This window comes from Paracoccus homiensis, assembly GCF_900111675.1.
Taxonomy (GTDB): domain Bacteria; phylum Pseudomonadota; class Alphaproteobacteria; order Rhodobacterales; family Rhodobacteraceae; genus Paracoccus; species Paracoccus homiensis.
Window position 1 is genome coordinate 140,557 of sequence record NZ_FOHO01000008.1, and the last position, 20,435, is coordinate 160,991.

Below are 20,435 nucleotides of genomic sequence, written 5' to 3' on the forward strand. Positions count from 1 at the left end.
TCCCCTTACTTGTAGGTGACTTTCTTCACGGCCTCGACCACCTCGTCCGAGGTAATCAGCGCGTGCTTTTCAAGATTGGCGGCATAGGGCATGGGCACGTCCTTGCCGGTGCAGTTGATCACCGGGGCGTCCAGCCAGTCGAAGGCGTTTTCCATCACATAGGCCGACAGGTGGTTGCCGATCGAGGCGACGGGGAAGCCTTCTTCGACGGTGACCAGACGGTTGGTCTTCTTCACCGATTCGATGATGGTGCCATAGTCGATGGGGCGCAGCGTGCGCAGGTCGATCACCTCGGCGTCGATGCCCTGTTCGGCCAGCTTGTCGGCGGCTTCCAGTGCGTGGGACATGCCGATGCCAAAGCTGACGAGGGTGACATCCGACCCTTCGCGGGCGATGCGCGCCTTGCCGAAGGGGATGGTGAAATCCTCCAGATCCGGCACTTCGAAGCTGCGGCCGTAAAGGATCTCGTTTTCCAGGAAGATGACCGGGTTCGGGTCGCGGATCGCCTGCTTCATCAGGCCCTTCGCATCAGCCGCGCTGTAGGGCATCACCACTTTCAGGCCGGGGATCTGGGCATACCATGCCGCGTAATCCTGGCTGTGCTGGGCGGCCACACGTGCGGCGGCGCCGTTCGGGCCGCGGAACACGATGGGGCATCCCATCTGACCGCCCGACATATACAGTGTCTTGGCGGCCGAGTTGATGATGTGGTCGATCGCCTGCATCGCGAAGTTGAATGTCATGAATTCGACGATCGGGCGCAGACCGGCAAAGGCCGCGCCGGTGCCGATCCCGGCAAAGCCGATTTCGCTGATCGGGGTGTCGACGACGCGACGGGGGCCGAACTTGTCCAGCAAGCCCTGGCTGATCTTGTATGCGCCCTGATATTCGCCGACCTCTTCGCCCATCAGGAAGACGGTCGCATCGCGGTCCATTTCCTCTTCCATGGCCTCGCGCAGTGCTTCGCGCACGGTCATGGACTTCATCTTGGTGCCTTCGGGCCAGTCCGGGCTGCGGTCGGGCTGCGGCGTCTTGACCTCGGCGACGGCCGACTTGGTTGGTGCCTCGTCGGATTTCGACGCATCGGCCTGCGGCGCCTCTGCCGGGGCCGGGACCTTGATGTCGTCGGCGCTTTCGCCTTCCTCGACCAGCACGGCGATGGGCGTGTTGACCTTGACGCCTTCGGTGCCTTCCTCGATCAGGATCTTGCCAAGCGTGCCTTCATCGACCGCTTCGAACTCCATCGTGGCCTTGTCGGTTTCGATCTCGGCGATGATATCGCCGGCCTTCACCTCATCGCCTTCTTTCTTCAGCCATTTCGCCAGCGTGCCTTCCTCCATGGTCGGCGACAGGGCGGGCATCAGGATTTCGGTTGCCATTCTTGGTCCCCCCTCAGGCGTTCATGTCTTCGGCCGAGCCTTGCGGCAGGTCTTCGGCATAGATGTCGGTCCACAGTTCCTCGAACGCGGGTTCGGGGCTTTCCTTGGCGAATTCGGCCGATTCGTTGACGATCTCTTTGATCTCTTTGTCGATGGCCTTCAGTTCGTCTTCCGAGGCGTGGTTGCCCTGCAACAGCAGCTCGCGGACATTTTCGATGGCGTCGCGTTCGTCGCGCATCTTCTGGACCTCTTCGCGGGTCCGGTATTTTGCCGGGTCCGACATCGAGTGCCCGCGATAACGGTAGGTCATCACTTCCAGGATGTAGGGGCCCTTGCCCGCGCGGCAATGCGCCACGGCCTTTTCGCCGGCAGCCTTCACCGCCAGAACGTCCATGCCGTCGACCTGTTCACCCTCGATCCCGAAGGCGGCGCCGCGTTCATAGAGGCTGGTGGATTTGGTCGAGCGCTTGACCGAGGTGCCCATCGCGTACTGGTTGTTCTCGATCACGAAAATGACGGGCAGGTCCCACAGCTCGGCCATGTTGTAGGTTTCATAGACCTGGCCTTGGTTGGCGGCCCCGTCACCGAAATAGGTGAAGGTGACGCGGCCATTGTCCAGATACTTGTCGGCAAAGGCCAGACCCGCACCCAGCGGCACCTGCGCCGCGACGATGCCATGCCCGCCGTAGAAATGCTTTTCGCGGCTGAACATATGCATGCTGCCGCCCTTGCCCTTGGAATACCCGCCCTCGCGTCCGGTCAGTTCGGCCATCACGCCCTTGGGGTCCATGCCGCAGGCCAGCATGTGGCCGTGGTCACGATAGGATGTGATGCGCTTGTCGCCTTCCTCGGCCGCGGCCTCGAGGCCGACGACGACGGCTTCCTGCCCGATATACAGGTGGCAGAAGCCCCCGATCAGGCCCATGCCGTAAAGCTGTCCTGCCTTTTCTTCGAAACGACGGATCAGCAGCATGTCGCGATAATATTTCAGCAGCTCGTCCTTGGAGACGTTGGACGTTGCTTTGCTGGCTGCGGGTCTCCTGGCCATACGGCAATCCTCCTGGATGCGGGTCGGAATAGTTCAGCGTTAAACTATCCGTAGCGCATCGCTTCGGGGGGTGCAACTTGCGAAACCCCGGACCCGTGCGGCAAGCCGCCGCCGCCTAGCGGATGATGACCTCATCGGCGCGAATCAGGCCCAGAACCTCGCGCGCGCGTTCGTCCAGCAGATCCAGATCCAGGAACTTGTCGGACAGACGGTGGGTCAGATTCTGCATGCGGTCAACCTCGGCCCGCAGGCGGTCGCGTTCTTCGGCCAGTTCGGCGGTTTCGGATTCGATCTGCACGCGGCGCAGGATGCCCGACGGGCCTTGCACCGCCGCGAATGCGAAATACAGCCCAAGCGCGAATGCCAGTGCAAAGAAGATGGTCGAGCTGATCGAAAAGCGCTGAGACATCGGGTGCGGTCCGTCGGTTGTGGGGCGGATGATGCCACAGGGGCGCGGTCAGGGGAATCCCGGATCTGCGCCCCTAGCCCAGCTTGCGGAACATTGCCTGAAGCCGGTCGGATTCGCCCGCCAGCCCCCAGGGCGGGTTGATCACGAACATGCCCGAACCGACCATCGCGTGACCGGGCCGCGCGGGCGCAAAGCGCACCTCGGACAACAGCGCATCGGGATGGTTCATCGTCAGCGCCGCCGTCATGCCCAGATGTCGGTTGTCGGTCAGGATCGGATACCACAGCGCGATGATCCCGACATTCCACTTGCGTGCGATCTGATCGATCGCCTTGGGGATCCCGGCGTAATCGTTTTTCACCTCATAGCTGGGATCGATCAGCAGCATTCCGCGACGCGGGGTCGGCGGGCAGACGGCCTGCGCCATCTGAAAGCCGTCCTGTTCGTACAGCTTGGCAAACCACGCGACCTGTGACAGCGCGGCATGTTCCGCCGGATGCAATTCGGCCAGATGCGCACTGTCGCCGTTGCGCAGGAAATGCGCCGCGATCAGGGGTGAGCCGGGATAGGCGAAGGCGCCGTGGCGGTCGCGCGTTGCCGTCAATGCCCTGGTCAGCGGATGATCGTCGCCCAGCCAGTCTTCGGACAGCGCACGGGTTATTCCGGCGCGCGCCTCGCCCGTCTTGCGGGATTCGTCGCTGTCCAGATGGTACAGGCCGCGACCGGAATGGGTTTCCAGATAGCTGAGCGGCTTTTCCTTACGGGTCAGGTAGTCCAGCGCCGTCGCAAGCAGCGCGTGCTTGTGAAGATCGGCCAGGTTTCCGGCGTGATAGGCGTGCTGATAGCTGAGCATGGCCTGCCATACCCGCGGTGACGGCGCGGGGGAAGGGGTCAGTTCACCTTGCTGAGTTCGGAATGCCCCTTTAGGACGCGGTCGCCGTCGTCCTGTTCGATCAGATAGGCGGGATCATCCTTGCTGGCCTTGCGCTTGACGGTCTGGCCCTTGATCTGACGCTGCACATCTTCGGTAAAGCTGTCCTCGACCGTGCCGGTCCCGTGCCCGTTGCCCCATTTCCACTGCACCTTCGTGCCCTTGCGATAGGTCTGCATGCCGAACTCCGTTGCTGATGCAAGGGAATGCGCGGCAGGTCGTCAGGTTCCGGACGTGGAAATGAATTGCGGCGGCACCCAGGGAGGAGGAGGGGCGCCGCCGCTCAACGCCGGCCCAGGGAGGAGGGAGGGCCGCGTATTGGTGCGGTGAAGGCCAGGGAGGAGGTGGGCCCGCACCGCGAACGATGGGCTCGGAGGGAGGAGGAGAGAGCCCGTCGTATCGGTTGCCGCAAACAGGGCGGCTATGGGGTGCGGCGAAGGCCAGGGAGGAGGAGAGGCCTTTGCCGCGTTGTCCGGACCGAGGGAGGAGGAGGTCCGAAGCAACTTGGTGCCGCATATGGGGCGGCTATGGGGTGCGGTGAAACCCAGGGAGGAGGAGAGGGCTCACCGCGAACGACAGGGCTAAGGGAGGAGGAGTCGCCCGTCGTGTCTGGGTGCCGCGGATAGGGCGGCTATGTCATGCGGCAGCTCCGGGGAGGAGGAGAGGAGCCGCCGCTTTGCACCACAGGCCCTGGGAGGAGGTAGGGCCGAGGGGCGTTCTTTGGGCAGCACCCTCCAGGGAGGAGGAGAGGAGGGTGCTGCCAGATCCCGAACCCCAGGGAGGAGGAGAGGGGTCGGGAGTTCGAATTCCTTAGGCGCTTTCGCCGTAGGCCGCTTCACGGGCCAGGCGGGTGATCATCGAGCGGCTGATGCCCAGATCGTTCAGATCGCGGGTGGTCAGCGCGTTCAGTTCACGCAGCGTCTGGCGGTAAACGGCGCGGCGAGCGCGGTTTTCCTGCATGCGCTGGATCGCAACCATGATGCGACCACGCAGGCCAGCTTCAGCAACAACGTTCTGTGCTTGTGCGATAACAGCCATTTCAGTCTTCCTTTCACATCTCGTCTTTGCGACCTGCCCGGATGGCCCGTCGCTTGGTTGAGACAAAGATGGCGCTAATGCTGCGTTTGCACAATCCGTGAAAACCCCAATGCTGCCATGCAGCAAATGCATGACTGATGCTGACCTATCTGTCGCTTCACTGATGAAAATGTGGTCGGAAATAAAACTGACACAATTGTTAACGATAACGCTGCAACTGCAAAGTAGCGGTTCTGACTGCATAACTCGATCCTGCTTGCATCCTGTGCAAGGCGGTTGTCGGCGCGGACGTCATGCCCCATCTTGCACGGTAAAGCAGCAGCAAGGCAGATCACATGTCCGTAGACCGCGAAGTTGTCCTTAGGGAAATCTCTGACATTACGATTCCGGGGGGTGGAACGCTGGCGCGTGCCGATCTTGTTCGCGCCGTGACGGTCGAAAATGGCGCGGTCAGATTCGTGCTTGAGGTCGGCAGCGCCGAGGCGGCCAAGGCCCTGCAGCCCGTCGAGGCCGAGGCCAAGCGCCGTCTGATGGCGCTGCCGGGTGTCGACAGCGTCAGTATCGTCATGACTGCGCCCGCGGGTCGCCCCGCCGCGCAGCAGCCGGCGCCATCGCTGAAGGTCGGCGGCCATCCCACGCCACAGGCCGGGCCGCAGCCGATTCCCGGCGTCAAGCATGTCATCGCCATCGGTTCGGGCAAGGGTGGGGTGGGGAAATCGACCGTCTCGTCGAATCTTGCCGTCGCGCTGGCCAAGGCCGGGCGCAAGGTGGGCTTGCTGGATGCCGATATCTATGGCCCGTCGCAGCCGCGCATGATGGGTGTCTCGGGTCGGCCTGCCAGCCCGGACGGGCAGCGGATCGAACCGATGCACGCGCATGGCGTGACCATGATGTCGATCGGGCTGATGCTGAAAGAAGGTGAGGCCGTCGTCTGGCGTGGCCCCATGCTGATGGGCGCGATGCAGCAATTGCTGCAACAGGTGAACTGGGGCGAGCTGGACGTCCTGCTGATCGACCTGCCGCCGGGCACGGGCGATGTGCAGCTGAGCTTGTGTCAGAAAACGCCCGTCACCGGCGCGATCATCGTTTCTACGCCGCAGGACGTCGCGCTGCTGGATGCGCGGCGCGCGATCAACATGTTCGACAAGCTGAAAACGCCGGTTCTGGGGTTGGTCGAGAACATGTCGTCTTATACCTGCCCCAAATGCGGCCACGAGGCGCATCTGTTCGGCCATGGCGGGGTCGCGGCCGAGGCGCAAGAGCTTGGGCTGCCCTTCCTCGGCGAGTTGCCCTTGCAGTTGGAAGTGCGTCTTGCAGGCGATGCGGGCCGCCCGGTCGCGCTTGAACCCGGCGCGACGGCCGATGCCTATGCGCGACTTGCCGATCGTCTGGTCCAGGGCGGAATGGCCTGATCGGGGTCCGTCTGGGATTTTACGGGACCGGTGGGAATTCACGGGAGCGGGGCAAATGCCCTGCTCTTTTTTATGTGATTGTGCGTGAGAATCGCCGGTTTGAACGTGAGTCAGCGTGCTGTGACCGATCGGGCATGGGAAATCCGCAAAAATATGGGATTTTGTGCCACAGTCCGATCGGCCCTATATATTGTGTGGCATCGGGGTCACAATCACCAAAAATTGGGAAAAACATCTCGATATAGGGCGTTAATTAAGATTAATGAACTCTTGAGGCCAGAATTCTTCCCGTCTGGGGTGTAGAATTCCGTTGCTTCCCATGAATTCCCATGTCACAACGAACTCACGAAGACGGGCAGTGAAGGGGCATCAAGACCCCAAGGCGAAGCAGCTTTCATACAGGCACCCGTTTTCCAATGCGATCCGCCCGCGCGTGCGAGCAGCACCTCCCCCAAGGTGGCGCGCGACAGGGCGGACAACCCCGCAAAGGGGCCCAGGTAATGGGAACGAGGGCGGCGGATCGGGCAGTGGCAGCAGCCCGATCCGCCCTTTCTCTTTCGGGCGGGCGGAAGAGACGGGACAGTGAGGACGGGCGAGGGTGGCGCGGAAGTTCAGAGGCACCGAAAGCGTCAAGGTCGATGGCAAGGGTCGCATGTCGATTCCGGCCCGGCTGCGCAAGGTGTTTGACGCTGGCGACCCCGCATTTTCCACCAGCAATACCGGGCGCACGCAGGTCGTGGCAGTCTATGGGCCGGACTGGTGGAACTGGATCGAACTTTACACCATCGACGCCATCGAAGAGATCGACGAACAGATCGACGGCCTGACACGCGGCAGCCGCGAACGCCGCTGGCTGGAACAGCTGATGAACGGCCAGTCCACCGATCTGGAAATCGACCGTGAAGGGCGGCTGGTGCTGCCACTGAAACTGCGCGAAAAGCTGGGCTTCGAGGCGGGCGTCGAGACGCTGTTTGCCTCGCATGGCGACTATATCAAGGTGTATCTGCCGGAATCGCCGCCCAAGGATATCGCGGAAATCGAAGAATTCGCCGCCGAGAAGGGCGAGGGTTTCGACCCCCGCGAATTTCTGGCGCAGGTGGCGGACAAGGAATAAGCCATGGCCGATCCTCATATCCCGGTCCTGTTGAATCCCCTGCTGCGCGCGGTCGATCCGGTCGCGGGCATCTGGCTGGACGGCACGTTCGGGGCTGGCGGCTATACCCGCGGTCTGCTGGCGGCCGGGGCGGATCAGGTGATCGGCGTCGATCGCGATCCGTCGGTCTTTGACATGGCGCAGGCCTGGGCCGGGGACTTTGGCGATCGGCTGCGGCTGGTCGAGGGCACCTTTTCGGATCTGGACAGTCTGGCGGGCGAGCCCCTGGACGGGGTGGTTCTGGATCTGGGTGTCAGCTCGATGCAGCTGGATCAGGCCGAGCGCGGCTTTTCCTTTCTGCGCGACGGTCCGCTGGACATGCGGATGGGGCGCGACGGACCGTCGGCCGCCGATCTGCTGAACAGCGTCGAAGAGGCGCTGATCGCCGATGTCCTTTACCATTATGGCGAAGAGCGTGCCTCGCGGCGCATCGCGCGGGCCATCGTCAACGCCCGGCCGCTGACCACCACCGCGCAGCTGGCCGAGGTCGTTGCCTCTTGCCTGCCGCGCCCGAAGCCCGGTCAAAGCCATCCCGCGACGCGCAGCTTTCAGGCCATCCGCATCTGGGTGAATGACGAATTCCGGCAGTTGGTCGATGGGCTGTTCGCGGCGGAACGCGCGCTGAAGCCCGGCGGCAAGCTGGCCGTTGTCAGCTTTCATTCGCTGGAGGACCGGATCGTCAAACGGTTCATGCAGGCGCGGTCCAGCACCGGGGGCGGCGGCAATCGCTATGCGCCGGTGCAGGACGCGGTCGCGCCCGCATTTTCGCAACCCTATCGCCGCGCGATCGGCCCCGATGCCGATGAGCTTGAGGTAAACCCCCGGTCGCGCTCGGCGTTGCTGCGGGTGGCGATCCGCACCGATGCGCCCGCCGGCAGCAATGATGACGCAGGTCTTGCGATGCCGCGACTGCCCGGAAAGGCAGGCGGCTGATGCGGTCGATCCTGTACCTGTCCTGCGTTCTGGTGGTGATGGGCCTGGCCTTCTGGGCCTATCGCGAAAACTATCGCACGCAGGCCGCCATCAGCGACATGAGCCGGGTGCAGCGTGAAATCGCCGGCCTGCGCGAGGATCTGGGCGTGCTGCGTGCCGAATGGGCCTATCTGAACCGGCCTCAGCGCCTGCGTGAGCTGGTCGATCTGAATTTCGAACGGCTGCGTCTTGTCCCGATCGAGACGGGGCAGCGGCTGGATGTCGGCAATATCGATTACCCCAAGCCCCCGGCACCGCCGGAACCGTCTGACGCGGACGACACCGAGGAGGAACAGCAATGATCCGCACCCCTTTGCGCCCTCTGGCCCGTATCCTTCGCGCCCGCGAGCGCGGCGAAAACCCCGATGAGATCGAGGCCGAGAACCGCCAGCGGCGACACGATGTCATTCAGGACCGCGCCCGCCGTCGCGCCGAGGGGCGGCTGGTGCTGATGGCCAGCTGCTTTGTGCTGGCCTTCGGGACGGTCGGGGTCCGCATGGGGGCGCTGGCATCCAGCCAGCCAAGCGAACCGCGCGCGCAGGTGCTGTCGGCGCAGATCATTTCTCAGCGTTCTGACATCACCGACCGGCACGGGCGGGTGCTGGCAACCAATCTGCTGACCCATTCGATCTATGCGCATCCGCATCAGATGGTCGATCCGATCCGCGCGGCCAAGGGCCTTGCCAAGATCTTTCCCGACATGGATGAGGCGCGGCTGATCAAGGATTTCACCGGATCGCGCAAATTCATGTGGATCAAGCGCAAGATCAGCCCCGAGCAGATGCAGGCGGTCCATGATATCGGCGAGCCGGGCCTGCTGTTCGGCCCGCGCGAAATGCGCGTCTATCCCAACGGCCATATCGCCAGCCATATTCTGGGTGGGTCCGGCTTTGGCAACGAGGGTGTGAACAGCGCCGAGGTTCTGGGCGTCGCGGGTGTCGAAAAGGCCTTTGACGGCTGGCTGCGCGACCCGGCGAACGAAGGTGCGCCGCTGGCCCTGTCGATCGACCTGACCGTGCAGTCCGCCATGGAAGAGGTGCTGCAATCGGGTATGAAGGTCATGAGTGCCAAGGGCGCCGCCGGCGTGCTGATGGAGGTATCGACCGGCGAGATCGTCGCGATGGCCAGCCTGCCCGATTTCGACCCCAATGACCGCCCCCGTCCACAACTGACCGGCGATCCCTCGGACAGTCCGCTGTTCAATCGCGTGGTGCAGGGTCAGTACGAGCTTGGCTCGACCTTCAAGATCTTTCCGGTCGCCCAGGCGCTGGATCTGAAACTGATCAACCCGAATACCGGGATCAACGGCTCCAGCCCGATGAAGATCGGCAAATACCTGATCCACGATTTCCACAATTACGGCAAACAGTTAAGCGTCACGGACATCATCGTCAAATCCTCGAACGTGGGGACGGTGCGAATCGCCCAGCTTCTTGGGGTCGAGCGGCAGAAGGATTTCCTGCAAAAGTTGGGCCTGTTCCAGCCGACCCCGGTCGAAATGGTCGAAGCGCCGACCGGGCAGCCGCTTGTGCCCTCGCGCTGGCCCGCGGTGACGGCGGCCACGGTGTCCTTCGGGCACGGCCTTGCCGCCAGCCCGCTGCATCTGGCTGCGGCCTATGCGACCCTGGCCAATGACGGGCGCCGCGTTCAGCCGACCCTGATTCACGGGCGGGCCCGTCCGGCAGGCGAACAGGTGCTGTCGCCGCGGGCCGCAGAAATGGCCATCAGCATGCTGCGGCAGGTCGTGACGCGCGGGACGGCAAAGCAGGCCGAGGTCGAGGGCTATGAAATCGCTGGCAAGACCGGCACCGCCGACAAGCCGCGCCCCTCGGGGGGATATTACAAGGACAAGGTCGTCGCGACCTTTGCCTCGATGTTCCCGGCCAGCGATCCGAAATATGTGTTGATCGTCACTTTGGACGAACCCTCGATCAGCAATGGTCGCGGCGAAAGCCGGACCGCCGGCATGACCGCAGTGCCCGTGGCTGCCGAGATGGTGCGCCGTCTTGGCCCCCTGTTGGGGATCGAGCCGAGAACGGACGTAAAGCTGCCGATGATCGGTGCGCGGTTCCAGCCGCGTGTTGAACCCGGCTCGGACGATGGGATAAAGCTCGTCGCAAACCAATGACGGGTGAGACGGTGGGCCAATCGGCAAAAAGGTTGTCGCAGCTGGGGCTGCGGGCAAAGGACGGGCGCGATCCCGAGATTTCGGGAATTTCGGTCGATAGCCGGATGGTCAAGCCGGGGCATCTGTTCGCGGCGCTTCCGGGGTCGGCCCTGCATGGCGGCGAGTTCATCACCTTCGCGATCCGGATGGAGGCCGCGGCCATCCTGACCGACCGCGCCGGACTGAAGATCGCCGCCGATGCGCTGGCGGGCTGGGACGGCGCGGTGATCATCGCGGAAGACCCGCGTGCCGCGCTGGCCGGTGCGGCGGCGCTGTGGTTCGAGGCGCAGCCCGAAAATGTCGTTGCGGTGACCGGAACCTCGGGCAAGACCTCGGTTGCGACTTTTACCCGCCAGATCTGGCAGGCCATCGGGCACAAGGCGATCAGCCTGGGCACCATGGGCGTGCAGGGCGATTACGAAGCCAAGCTGGCCCATACGACGCCCGAACCCGTGACCCTGCACCGCGCCTTGTCGGACGCGGCTGCCGCCGGTGTGACCCATGCCGCGCTGGAGGCATCCAGCCACGGGCTGGATCAGCGTCGCATGGATGGCGTGCGCGTCAAGGCCGGGGCCTTCACGAATTTCAGCCAGGATCACCTGGACTACCACGCCGATTTCGACAGCTATTTCGCGGCCAAGGCCCTGCTGTTCAACCACATCCTCGAAGAGGGTGAGGACGCGATCATCAATATCGACAGCGATCGTGGCCGTCAGATGGCCGATATCGCCAAGGATCGCGGTCTGGCGCTGACGACCATCGGGCAGGGCGAAGACGCCATGCTGCGGATCCTGGGTCAGCGCTATGACGCGACCGGGCAGGACCTGCGCTTTTCGATCATGGGACAGCCGCATATGGTGCGCCTGCCGCTGATCGGCGGCTTTCAGGCCGAAAACGTGCTGGCCGCGATGGGCCTTGCGATGGCGGCGGGCGATTCGGCAGAACAGATCCTTGCCGTGCTGCCGCAGTTGCAGACCGTGCGGGGTCGGATGCAGCTGGTCGCGCAGCGCGAAAACGGCGCGGCGGTCTTTGTCGATTACGCACACAAGCCGGGCGCGGTCATCGCCGCGCTGCAATCGCTGCGCCCGCATGTGATGGGCCGCATCGTGGTCGTCATCGGCGCCGGCGGCGATCGCGACAAGGGCAAGCGCCCGCTGATGGGGGCCGCGGCGCGGGAACATGCCGATGTGGTCATCGTCACCGATGACAACCCCCGGACCGAGGATCCGGCCCTGATCCGGGCCGCCGTTCTGGAAGGCGCCGGCGCTGAGGCGACCGAGATCGGCGACCGGGCCGAGGCGATCCTGCGCGGGGTCGATGCGCTGCAACCGGGCGATGCGCTGCTGATCTGTGGCAAGGGACATGAAACCGGGCAGATCGTGGGGCAGGATGTCTACCCGTTCGACGACGCCGAACAGGCCTCGGTCGCCGTGGCCGCATTGGATGGCAAGATATGAGCCTTTGGACCGCAACCGACGCCGCCGCGGCCACCGGTGGTCGCGCGACTGCCGATTGGTCGGCGACCGGCGTGTCGATCGATACCCGTACCCTTCAGCCCGGTGACCTGTTCGTCGCCCTGAAGGATGTCCGCGACGGTCACGATTTCGTCGCGCAGGCGCTGGCAAAGGGCGCCGCTGCGGCGCTGGTCACGCATGTTCCCGACGGCGTGCCGGCCGATGCGCCGCTGCTGATCGTCACCGACGTTCTGGCCGCGCTGGAGGATCTGGGCCGCGCCGGTCGCGCACGCATGTCGGGCAAGGTGATCGCGATCACCGGTTCGGTCGGCAAGACCTCGACCAAGGAAATGGCCCGGATTGCCCTGACCGGGCAGGGCCGGATCCACGCCGCCGAGGCCAGCTACAACAATCACTGGGGGGTGCCGCTGACGCTGGCGCGGATGCCCGCCGATACCGATTTTGCGATCATTGAGATCGGGATGAACCATCCCGGCGAAATCGCCCCGTTGTCGCGGCAGGCGCGGCCGCATGTCGCCCTGATCACCACCGTCGCCGCCGCCCATCTGGAGGCCTTCGGCGCGCTTGAAGGCATCGCCCGCGAAAAGGGCGCGATCTTTCAGGGGCTGCAACCCATCGGCACCGCGATCCTTCCCGAGGATCTGCCGGTGACCCAGATCCTGCGCGACTGCGCCGACCAGGCGGGGGCCGTGGTGCTGGGCTTCGGACGCGAGGGCATGGCGCGTCTGGTCTGGGCCAAGCCACGGGACGGGCAATTGGAATGCCGCGCCCGGATCACCGGCGATACGGTCGAATTCACCCTCAACAGCACCGGCCTGCATTTCGTGCTGAACGCGGTCGGCGTGCTGGCCGCGCTGTCGGCGGCGGGGGCCGACCTGACACAGGCTGCCACGCATCTTGCCGACTGGACGCCCCCGAAGGGGCGCGGCGGGGTCGAGATCCTCGGCCAGATTCGCCTGATCGACGATGCCTTCAACGCCAACCCCGCCTCGCTGTCGGCGGGGCTTGCAACGCTGGCGGGCCTGCAAGGCGGACGTCGGGTCGCGATTCTGGGCGACATGCTTGAACTTGGCGATCAGGAACTGACCATGCATCGCGACATGGCCAGCGATCCATCGATCGCCAGTATCGACCTGATCCATGCGGCCGGCCTGCGGATGCGGCATCTTTACGACGCGCTGCCCGAGGCCAAACGCGGCACTTGGGCGGACACGGCGGCCGAACTTGCCCTGAACGCGGGCAGTCTTGTCGCGCCCGGCGATATCGTTCTGGTCAAGGGCTCGAAATCCTCGAAAGTATCGACCGTGGTCGATGCGCTTCGCAAAGGCGCGGGCTCAACCGCGCCGCAACGGTAAGGGGCATCAATGCTTTACTGGCTCAGCGGTCTTTCGGAAGGGGGCGACCTCTTCAACCTGTTTCGCTATATCACCTTCCGCGCCGGGGCGGCGTTCTTCACGGCGCTGATCTTCGGCTTCATCTTCGGTCGTCCGCTGATCAACTACCTTCGCCGCACCCAGAAAAAGGGCCAGCCCATCCGCGACGACGGCCCCGAGGGCCATTTCGTCAAGGCAGGCACGCCCACGATGGGCGGGCTTCTGATCCTGTCGGCATTGTTCGTCTCGACCCTGCTCTGGGCACGCCTGGACAATGGCTATGTCTGGATCGTGCTGCTGGTGACGGCGGGCTATGCGGCGATCGGCTTCGCGGATGACTATGCCAAGGTCAGCAAGAACAACACGAAGGGCGTGCCGGGCCGGATCCGCATGGCGCTGGGTCTGGCGCTGGCCTTCATCGCCTCGGCATGGGCGATGTGGCTGCATCCGACCGACCTGACCGGCCAACTGGCCCTGCCGGTCTTCAAGGATGCACTGATCAATCTTGGCCTGTTCTTCATTCCCTTCGGCATGCTGGTGATCGTCGGATCGGCCAATGCGGTGAACCTGACCGACGGGCTCGACGGGCTGGCGATCATGCCGGTGATGATTGCCGCCGCGACCCTTGGCGTCATCGCCTACACGGTCGGCCGCGTCGATTTCACCGACTATCTCGGTGTCCACCATGTCCCCGGCTCGGGCGAGATCCTGATCTTCGTGGCGGCTCTGATCGGCGGCGGGTTGGGCTTTCTGTGGTATAACGCGCCGCCCGCGGCGGTCTTCATGGGGGACACAGGCAGTCTTGCCCTGGGCGGCGCGCTTGGCGCCATTGCCGTCGTCACCAAGCACGAAATCGTGCTGGCCATCGTCGGCGGCCTCTTCGTGGTCGAGGCGCTCAGCGTGATCATCCAGGTTCTTTACTTCAAGCGGACCGGCAAGCGCGTCTTCCTGATGGCCCCGATCCACCACCATTTCGAAAAGCTGGGCTGGAAGGAACCGCAGATCGTGATCCGTTTCTGGATCATCGCGCTGATCCTGGCCCTGATCGGTCTGGCGACGCTCAAGCTGCGCTGACCCATCTTCTGTGTGAAAATATCCTCGGGGGTCCGGGGGCAGACAGCCCCCGGCTTTGACATCAGGAAAGAACGTATGATCCCTGTCGAAGGCGTAGAAGATCAGAAGATCGCCGTGCTGGGCCTTGGCCGGTCGGGCAAGGCGACCGCCGCCGCGCTGGCTGCGGGCGGTGCACAGGTCGTGGCCTGGGACGATGGCGTCGATACCCGCGCCGCCGCCGAGGCCGAGGGGATGCGCGTCCTCGACCTGACCCGCGACGATGCGTGGCACGGCATCTCGATGCTGGTGACCTCGCCGGGCATCCCGCATCTCTATCCCAAACCGCACCCGGTGATCGCCAAGGCCTACGCGCTTGGCGTTCCGGTGGACAATGATATCGGGCTGTTCTTCCGCAGCTATGCGACGGCGGGCTGGGATGCGTTCGATCGCCCGCCACGGGTCATCGCGGTGACCGGATCGAACGGCAAATCGACCACCACGGCGTTGATCCACCACATTCTGCGGACCTGCGGTCGTCCGACGCAGATGGGGGGCAATATCGGCACCGGGGTCCTGTCGCTTGACCCCGCGCAGGACGGCGAGGTCGTGGTGCTGGAACTGTCCAGCTATCAGACCGATCTGGCCCGGGCGCTGACCCCCGACGTGGCGGTGCTGACCAACCTTTCCCCGGACCATCTGGATCGCCATGCCGGTCTGGGCGGCTATTTCGCGGCCAAGCGCCGACTGTTCGCCGAGGGCGGCCCGGACCGTGCGGTCATCGGGATCGACGAACCCGAGGGTCTGTATCTGGCAGGGCAACTGGCGACCAGCCCGGCGGATGACCGGGTGATCCGCATTTCGGCAGGTCAGAAGCTGGATCGCGGGGCGTGGTCGGTCTTTGCCCGCAAGGGGTTTCTGTCGGAATATCGCAAGGGCCGCCAGGTCGCCTCGATCGACCTGCGCGAGGTCAAGGGCCTGCCCGGCGCGCATAACCATCAGAATGCCTGCGCGGCCTATGCCGCCTGCCGCTCGGTCGGGCTGGCCCCGCGCGATATCGAGGCCGCCTTTCACAGCTTTGCCGGTCTGCCTCATCGCAGCCAGCTGATCGCCGAGCGGGACGGGGTCCGCTATGTCAACGATTCCAAGGCGACGAATGTCGATTCCGCGGCCAAGGCGTTGCAGGCCTTCCAGAAGATCCGCTGGATCGCGGGCGGTCTGGGCAAGGATGGTGGCATCGCCGGGCTCAGTCCTTTTCTGGCCAATGTCGCCAAGGCCTATCTGTTCGGCCATTCCGCCCGCGATTTCGCGCTTGAGATCGGCCAGACCCCGCATGAAATCTTCGAGACGCTGGATCAGGCCGTCGCCGCCGCCGCGTCCGAGGCCGAAACGGGCGATACCGTATTGCTTGCCCCCGCGGCGGCAAGTTTCGACCAATATCCGAATTTCGAAAAGCGCGGCGAGCATTTCACCGCGCTGGTTCAGGATCTGGATCAGGCCTGACGCGTCTCAGCCCCAGTTGGGGCTGCGCTTTTCCAGAAAGGCGGCGATGCCTTCGGCGGTGTCGGGCAGCATCATGTTTTCGCACATCGTGCCCCCGGCCTGCTGATAGGCATCGGCCAGCCCCAGACGGATCTGATCGTGGAAGGCGCGCTTGCCCATGCGGACGGCGGCGGGCAGCTTTGCCGCAATCTTCTGCGCCAGGTCCATCGTGGCATCGGGCAGCTGATCGGCAGGTACGACCCGGTTGACCAGACCCAGTTCCCGTGCGCGGTCCGACAGGATGAAATCGCCCGTCACCAGCATCTCGAAGGCGGCGCGGGGCGGGATCGCCCGGCTCAGCGCGACCATCGGGGTCGAGCAGAACAGCCCGATATTCACGCCATTGACGCCAAAGCGCACCGATTCGGCCGCGACGGCCAGATCGCAGGACGCGACCAGCTGACATCCCGCGGCGGTCGCGATGCCCTGCACCTCGGCGATGACGGGCTGAGGCAGGGCGGGGATCATCTGCATCATCCGGGCGCAGTCGCCGAACAGATCCTGATAGGCCGCGCGGCCATCATCTTCGTCGCCGCGCGATGCCTGCATCTGGCGCAGGTCATGGCCAGCCGAAAATGCCTTGCCCTCGGCGGCCAGGATCACGGCGCGGATTTCGCTGTCATCGGCAATGCGCGTCAACTGGTCTTCCAGCGCCGCGATCATTTCGCGCGACAGGGCGTTGTAATTGGCAGGGCTGTTCAGCATCAGGCGCGCGACCGCGCCGGTGTCGCTGCGTAACACCAGGTCCGACATCTTGATCTCTCCTCCATTTGCCGAAAGCCTATGGCGGAACGGGGCAGGGGGAAAGTATGGACATCGTGATGGAAGCCGGGGCGCTGAACGCCTTTCTGAAGGCGGAATTTCCGCAGATCGGCGACAGTTACAGCATTGACCACGTGTCGCAGGACGGTCTGGTCGCGCGGCTGTCGGTCAATGACGGCCATCTGCGCCCCGGTGGCACGATCAGCGGACCGTCGATGTTCGCGCTGGCCGATCTGGCTGTTTACTGCGCGGTCCTGTCGCGGATCGGGCCGGTCGGTCTGGCGGTGACGACCAATGCGTCGATCGATTTCATGCGCAAGCCGGTGGCCGGGCGCGACCTGCTGGCCGAATGCCGGTTGCTGAAACTGGGCCGGGTGCTGGCGGTCGCGGATGTTCTGATCCGCTCGCAGGATGAGCCCGCGCCGGTAGCCCGCAGTTCGATGACCTATTCCATCCCCCCGCGCGGCTGATCCCCGAAAGAGAGCCGCGACTATCCGTCTGGGTATGTTGTTCCTGCGGTGTCGTGCATGGTAATTGATTGGACAGTCAATAGGTCCGGAGTTGTTTCAGTGGCTCGTCCGTCTTTTACCAAGTCCTTGTTTTTGTCGATTGTTGCCGTGGCAGCGTCAGCCCCCCTCGCGCAGGCCGCGTCGCTGACCGCGGGTGAGTTGCTTAGCCAGTACAACCTGATCACGACCGGCGATGTCACCGGCAATGGCGGCTTTCACGTCGATGGCCGCGTGCTGGTCGGGGGCGATTGGCTGGCCGGTCCCTCGACCGTCGTCTACATGAATGGCAAGGGGGCCGAGTCCGGCTTTGCCGACGCGATCATCGCAGGCGACGTTGCCCAGCCCACCCATGTCAACAATGGCGGTGACGCGGTTGCGGGCAGTGGGCGGGATAACCTGAACATGAATGGCGGCGGCAGCAAAAGCAGCTATACCGCAGCCAGCGCTCCGACCGGCTATGGCACCGTCCTTGGCGATTACGCCCAGACGCTTGCCGGTTACGCCGAAACATCGGCCAATATCACGCGGCAGGGTTCCATCCATGACCCGACCAACACCTACGACGTCGCCGGGGTCGAGATCGGTGTCCTGTCGTTGCTGGAAAGCGATATCCGCGCCGATCGCGACATGAATTTCAATCTGGGGGCCGGGGTCGAGTGGCTGGTCGTGAATGTCACCGCGACGGCCGACAAGATCTTCAGCCTGGGGTCCGCCTTCAAGGCCCAGCAATCCGCCAGCATCGCCAGCAAGGTCATCTGGAACTTTGTCGGCTTTGACCAGGTGATCTTTGACGCCCAGTTCACCGCAGGCGCCATCCTTGCCCAGGGGGCCGAGGTGGTGACCAACGCAGGCAATATCGAAGCCAGCGTGTTTTCGGACAGTTTCCGCGGTCTCAGCGAACTGCATTATGTGGGCCTCGCCAATGGCGAGCTGCCCGGAACTACCACCGACATGACCCAACCTGCACCGGTCCCCCTACCGGCGGGTATGCCCCTGCTTCTGCTTGGGCTGGGTGTGTTTGGTGTCGTGGCGCGACGTCGAGCCTGACCCTCCCGGCATCGCGAACCACGGGGGCGGCCTTCGGGCCGCCCTTCGTGTTTTCAGCCCCGATTCCGGGGGGCTGGGATGGGGTATTTAGATACCTATTTTGCAAAGCGTTGTTTTTGCGTGATTAATCTACCTTCATGCATCTTGCTTTTTCGTCGCCAATCATGGAAAAGCCCGCATCCGAATTCCACACAACCCGTCAAGGGGCGATCAAAGATGAAAACCTATACCGCTAAGCCGGCGGAGATCGAAAAGAAGTGGATCCTGATCGACGCCGAGGGCGTCGTTCTGGGCCGTCTCGCAACGATCGTCGCCAACCGCCTTCGTGGCAAGCACAAGCCGTCGTTCACGCCGCACATGGACATGGGCGACAATGTCATCATCATCAACGCCGACAAGGTGCAGATGACCGGCGCCAAGCGCGATGACAAGAAATACTACTGGCACACTGGCCACCCGGGCGGCATCAAGCACCGCACCGCACGCCAGATCCTGGAAGGCGCCCACCCCGAGCGCGTCGTCTTCAAAGCTGTCGAGCGCATGATCAGCCGCAACAAGCTGGGCAAGCAGCAGATGACCAATCTGCGCGTCTATGCCGGCGCCGAGCATCCGCATGAAGCGCAGCAGCCCGAAGTTCTGGACGTGAAGGTCCTGAACAAGAAAAACACCCGGAGCGCATGATCATGGCCGAAGACATCAAAACTCTGGACGATCTAAAGTCGGCCGTTTCGGGCACCGAAGCCGCCGTCATCGAGACCGCAGCCAAGCGCGAACCGCAGCGCGACGCGCAGGGCCGCGCCTATGCGACCGGCAAGCGCAAGGACGCCGTTGCACGCGTCTGGGTCAAGCCCGGCTCGGGCAAGGTCACCGTCAACGGCAAGGACATCAACGAGTATTTCGCTCGTCCCGTTCTGCAGATGATCCTGAAGCAGCCCTTCGACGTTGCCGGCGTTGCCGGTCAGTACGACGTTCAGGCCACCGTCAAGGGCGGCGGTCTGTCGGGTCAGGCCGGCGCCGTGAAGCACGGCATCAGCCAGGCGCTGCAGCTGCACGAACCCAGCCTGCGCGCCGCACTGAAAGCCGCAGGCTTCCTGACCCGTGACAGCCGTGTGGTCGAGCGTAAGAAATATGGCCGTGCAAAAGCACGCCGCAGCTTCCAGTTCTCGAAGCGCTAAGATCTACAGATATTGCATCTGGAACGCGGTCCCATCGGGGCCGCGTTTTTCGTTTGGGCCGTGGCTGCAAGACATGCGGGATTATCCTTGTGGCCGGGATGCGCTTGGCCGCTATGGGGCGACCCCCGTGCCCGCACGCGATGGCCATCCAGGCAAGCCCCGTCATGCGGATCATTGCGCCGCCAGATCACGCGCCGGACCGATAAGGGCTGCACCGGGCGCGCGAGGGTATCGCCCGTCCTCCTGTCATTTGCGCCCGACGGTCCGGCAAGGGGCAAGCGCCTTGGTCGCGATCGTCGCAGGGTGACCGACTCGGGCGATTCCGTCCCGACCTTCCCTGATTCTGGTTGTTTGTTTTGCATTTTGGGAATCGGGTTCTTGGGTGTTTGGTCAGCATTTGCTGGGCTTGGCGGGGTTTTGGGGGTGTTTGGGGCTTTGTGGGTTCTGTGGGCCGTGTGGGGTGTGTGGTGATGGGGGTGGAGATTCTGGCGGATTTTATGGTGCGAAGATTTGTTTGTTTTCAGTGCGTTGCAACTTTTCTTCCTGTTGGGGTGATTTTTCTGCTTGCGGGTTCTGATCGCTGACCGTAAACACCGCTTCACCGAACGGCGGGACACGCTGAACGGGCCGGAGAGGCGGGCCAGACAGACCAGACGGTCAGATGGCGCAAGGCGAAGGCAAGACAATCTGGGAATGACTGACCGGTAGGGGCGTCGCTTGAATGGCGCATCTTCCGCGATTTTGTTTCCTCTGCTTTTTGACATTGATGGAATTATGAAGGGATATGCGGGCGGTTTGGTCGTAATCGACTAAGGTCTTGCATATCGGCTCTCTAGCTTTCGGGCGATGATGAGAGTGTCAGCTTCACTGTTTGTCGGCTCACGCAAGTGAGGACGATGAACAGATGATTGTCCGGTCCTTTTGGATTGGATGACAGATGTGCAAGGTTCGACGTCAAGGATAGTTCTTCGGAACTTTCAACTTGAGAGTTTG

Annotated in this window: 20 protein-coding genes; 13 read left to right on the forward strand and 7 right to left on the reverse strand. The window is 63.6% G+C overall.

Annotated elements, in window-relative coordinates; translation table 11 throughout:
* Positions 1-5: 5 nt before the first annotated feature.
* The 6 genes from BMX67_RS12355 to BMX67_RS12380 all read right to left on the reverse strand — a co-directional run bounded on the left by BMX67_RS12355 (position 6) and on the right by BMX67_RS12380 (position 4,805).
* On the reverse strand, positions 6-1,379 hold the full coding sequence (locus BMX67_RS12355; protein WP_090735392.1) for a pyruvate dehydrogenase complex E1 component subunit beta: 1,374 nt from the start codon (positions 1,377-1,379) through the stop codon (positions 6-8).
* 13 nt (positions 1,380-1,392) lie between these two features.
* Entirely contained in the window at positions 1,393-2,427 is a 1,035-nt protein-coding gene (gene pdhA, locus BMX67_RS12360) for a pyruvate dehydrogenase (acetyl-transferring) E1 component subunit alpha (RefSeq protein WP_090735395.1), read from the reverse strand.
* Between the two features lie 115 nt (positions 2,428-2,542).
* Positions 2,543-2,836: an FtsB family cell division protein gene (locus BMX67_RS12365; RefSeq protein WP_090735398.1), complete on the reverse strand. Its 294-nt coding sequence runs from the start codon at positions 2,834-2,836 to the stop codon at positions 2,543-2,545.
* Positions 2,837-2,909: 73 nt separating this feature from the next.
* Positions 2,910-3,689 (reverse strand): 23S rRNA (adenine(2030)-N(6))-methyltransferase RlmJ, encoded by a 780-nt coding sequence (gene rlmJ, locus BMX67_RS12370; RefSeq protein ID WP_090735401.1) that lies wholly within the window; start codon positions 3,687-3,689, stop codon positions 2,910-2,912.
* A 38-nt stretch (positions 3,690-3,727) separates the two neighbouring features.
* Entirely contained in the window at positions 3,728-3,946 is a 219-nt protein-coding gene (locus BMX67_RS12375; RefSeq protein WP_090735404.1) for a hypervirulence associated TUDOR domain-containing protein, read from the reverse strand.
* 631 nt (positions 3,947-4,577) lie between these two features.
* Positions 4,578-4,805: a DUF1127 domain-containing protein gene (locus BMX67_RS12380; protein ID WP_425438983.1), complete on the reverse strand. Its 228-nt coding sequence runs from the start codon at positions 4,803-4,805 to the stop codon at positions 4,578-4,580.
* A gap of 335 nt (positions 4,806-5,140) precedes the next feature.
* Here BMX67_RS12380 and BMX67_RS12385 point away from each other — a divergent pair, with 335 nt between their 5' ends.
* The 9 genes from BMX67_RS12385 to murD all read left to right on the forward strand — a co-directional run bounded on the left by BMX67_RS12385 (position 5,141) and on the right by murD (position 15,910).
* On the forward strand, positions 5,141-6,217 hold the full coding sequence (locus BMX67_RS12385; RefSeq protein WP_090735407.1) for an Mrp/NBP35 family ATP-binding protein: 1,077 nt from the start codon (positions 5,141-5,143) through the stop codon (positions 6,215-6,217).
* Between the two features lie 598 nt (positions 6,218-6,815).
* Positions 6,816-7,331: a division/cell wall cluster transcriptional repressor MraZ gene (locus tag BMX67_RS12390; RefSeq protein WP_090735409.1), complete on the forward strand. Its 516-nt coding sequence runs from the start codon at positions 6,816-6,818 to the stop codon at positions 7,329-7,331.
* Between the two features lie 3 nt (positions 7,332-7,334).
* Positions 7,335-8,303 carry a 16S rRNA (cytosine(1402)-N(4))-methyltransferase RsmH gene (gene rsmH, locus BMX67_RS12395; protein WP_090735412.1) on the forward strand — a complete coding sequence of 323 codons (969 nt, stop codon included), beginning with the start codon at positions 7,335-7,337 and terminating at the stop codon, positions 8,301-8,303.
* Positions 8,303-8,644, forward strand: a complete 342-nt coding sequence (gene ftsL / locus BMX67_RS12400; protein WP_090735414.1) for a cell division protein FtsL — start codon at positions 8,303-8,305, stop codon at positions 8,642-8,644. The genes rsmH and ftsL overlap by 1 nt, the downstream gene beginning before the upstream one ends.
* The gene (locus BMX67_RS12405; RefSeq protein WP_090735417.1) at positions 8,641-10,470 is read left to right on the forward strand and encodes a peptidoglycan D,D-transpeptidase FtsI family protein; all 1,830 of its coding nucleotides are present in this window, start codon (positions 8,641-8,643) and stop codon (positions 10,468-10,470) included. The genes ftsL and BMX67_RS12405 overlap by 4 nt, the downstream gene beginning before the upstream one ends.
* Positions 10,467-11,966: a UDP-N-acetylmuramoyl-L-alanyl-D-glutamate--2,6-diaminopimelate ligase gene (locus BMX67_RS12410; RefSeq protein ID WP_090735420.1), complete on the forward strand. Its 1,500-nt coding sequence runs from the start codon at positions 10,467-10,469 to the stop codon at positions 11,964-11,966. The genes BMX67_RS12405 and BMX67_RS12410 overlap by 4 nt, the downstream gene beginning before the upstream one ends.
* Entirely contained in the window at positions 11,963-13,339 is a 1,377-nt protein-coding gene (locus tag BMX67_RS12415) for a UDP-N-acetylmuramoyl-tripeptide--D-alanyl-D-alanine ligase (protein ID WP_090735423.1), read from the forward strand. Before BMX67_RS12410 ends, BMX67_RS12415 begins: the two co-directional genes overlap by 4 nt.
* Positions 13,340-13,348: 9 nt before the next feature.
* Positions 13,349-14,431: a phospho-N-acetylmuramoyl-pentapeptide-transferase gene (gene mraY / locus BMX67_RS12420; protein ID WP_090735426.1), complete on the forward strand. Its 1,083-nt coding sequence runs from the start codon at positions 13,349-13,351 to the stop codon at positions 14,429-14,431.
* A gap of 75 nt (positions 14,432-14,506) precedes the next feature.
* On the forward strand, positions 14,507-15,910 hold the full coding sequence (gene murD, locus BMX67_RS12425; RefSeq protein WP_090735428.1) for a UDP-N-acetylmuramoyl-L-alanine--D-glutamate ligase: 1,404 nt from the start codon (positions 14,507-14,509) through the stop codon (positions 15,908-15,910).
* 6 nt (positions 15,911-15,916) lie between these two features.
* Here murD and BMX67_RS12430 read toward each other — a convergent pair whose 3' ends face one another.
* A complete protein-coding gene (locus tag BMX67_RS12430) occupies positions 15,917-16,702 on the reverse strand; it encodes an enoyl-CoA hydratase (protein ID WP_090735431.1) in 786 nt (261 codons plus the stop codon).
* 56 nt (positions 16,703-16,758) lie between these two features.
* On the opposite strand from BMX67_RS12430, the gene BMX67_RS12435 reads away from it, so the two are divergent.
* From BMX67_RS12435 to rpsI, 4 genes are all read left to right on the forward strand, one after another.
* Entirely contained in the window at positions 16,759-17,181 is a 423-nt protein-coding gene (locus BMX67_RS12435) for a PaaI family thioesterase (RefSeq protein WP_090735434.1), read from the forward strand.
* Positions 17,182-17,328: 147 nt separating this feature from the next.
* Positions 17,329-18,267: a collagen-binding domain-containing protein gene (locus BMX67_RS12440; protein WP_175479892.1), complete on the forward strand. Its 939-nt coding sequence runs from the start codon at positions 17,329-17,331 to the stop codon at positions 18,265-18,267.
* A gap of 216 nt (positions 18,268-18,483) precedes the next feature.
* Positions 18,484-18,948 carry a 50S ribosomal protein L13 gene (gene rplM / locus BMX67_RS12445; protein ID WP_090735440.1) on the forward strand — a complete coding sequence of 155 codons (465 nt, stop codon included), beginning with the start codon at positions 18,484-18,486 and terminating at the stop codon, positions 18,946-18,948.
* 2 nt (positions 18,949-18,950) lie between these two features.
* Positions 18,951-19,442 (forward strand): 30S ribosomal protein S9, encoded by a 492-nt coding sequence (rpsI, locus tag BMX67_RS12450; protein WP_090735483.1) that lies wholly within the window; start codon positions 18,951-18,953, stop codon positions 19,440-19,442.
* Positions 19,443-20,435 lie beyond the last annotated feature (993 nt).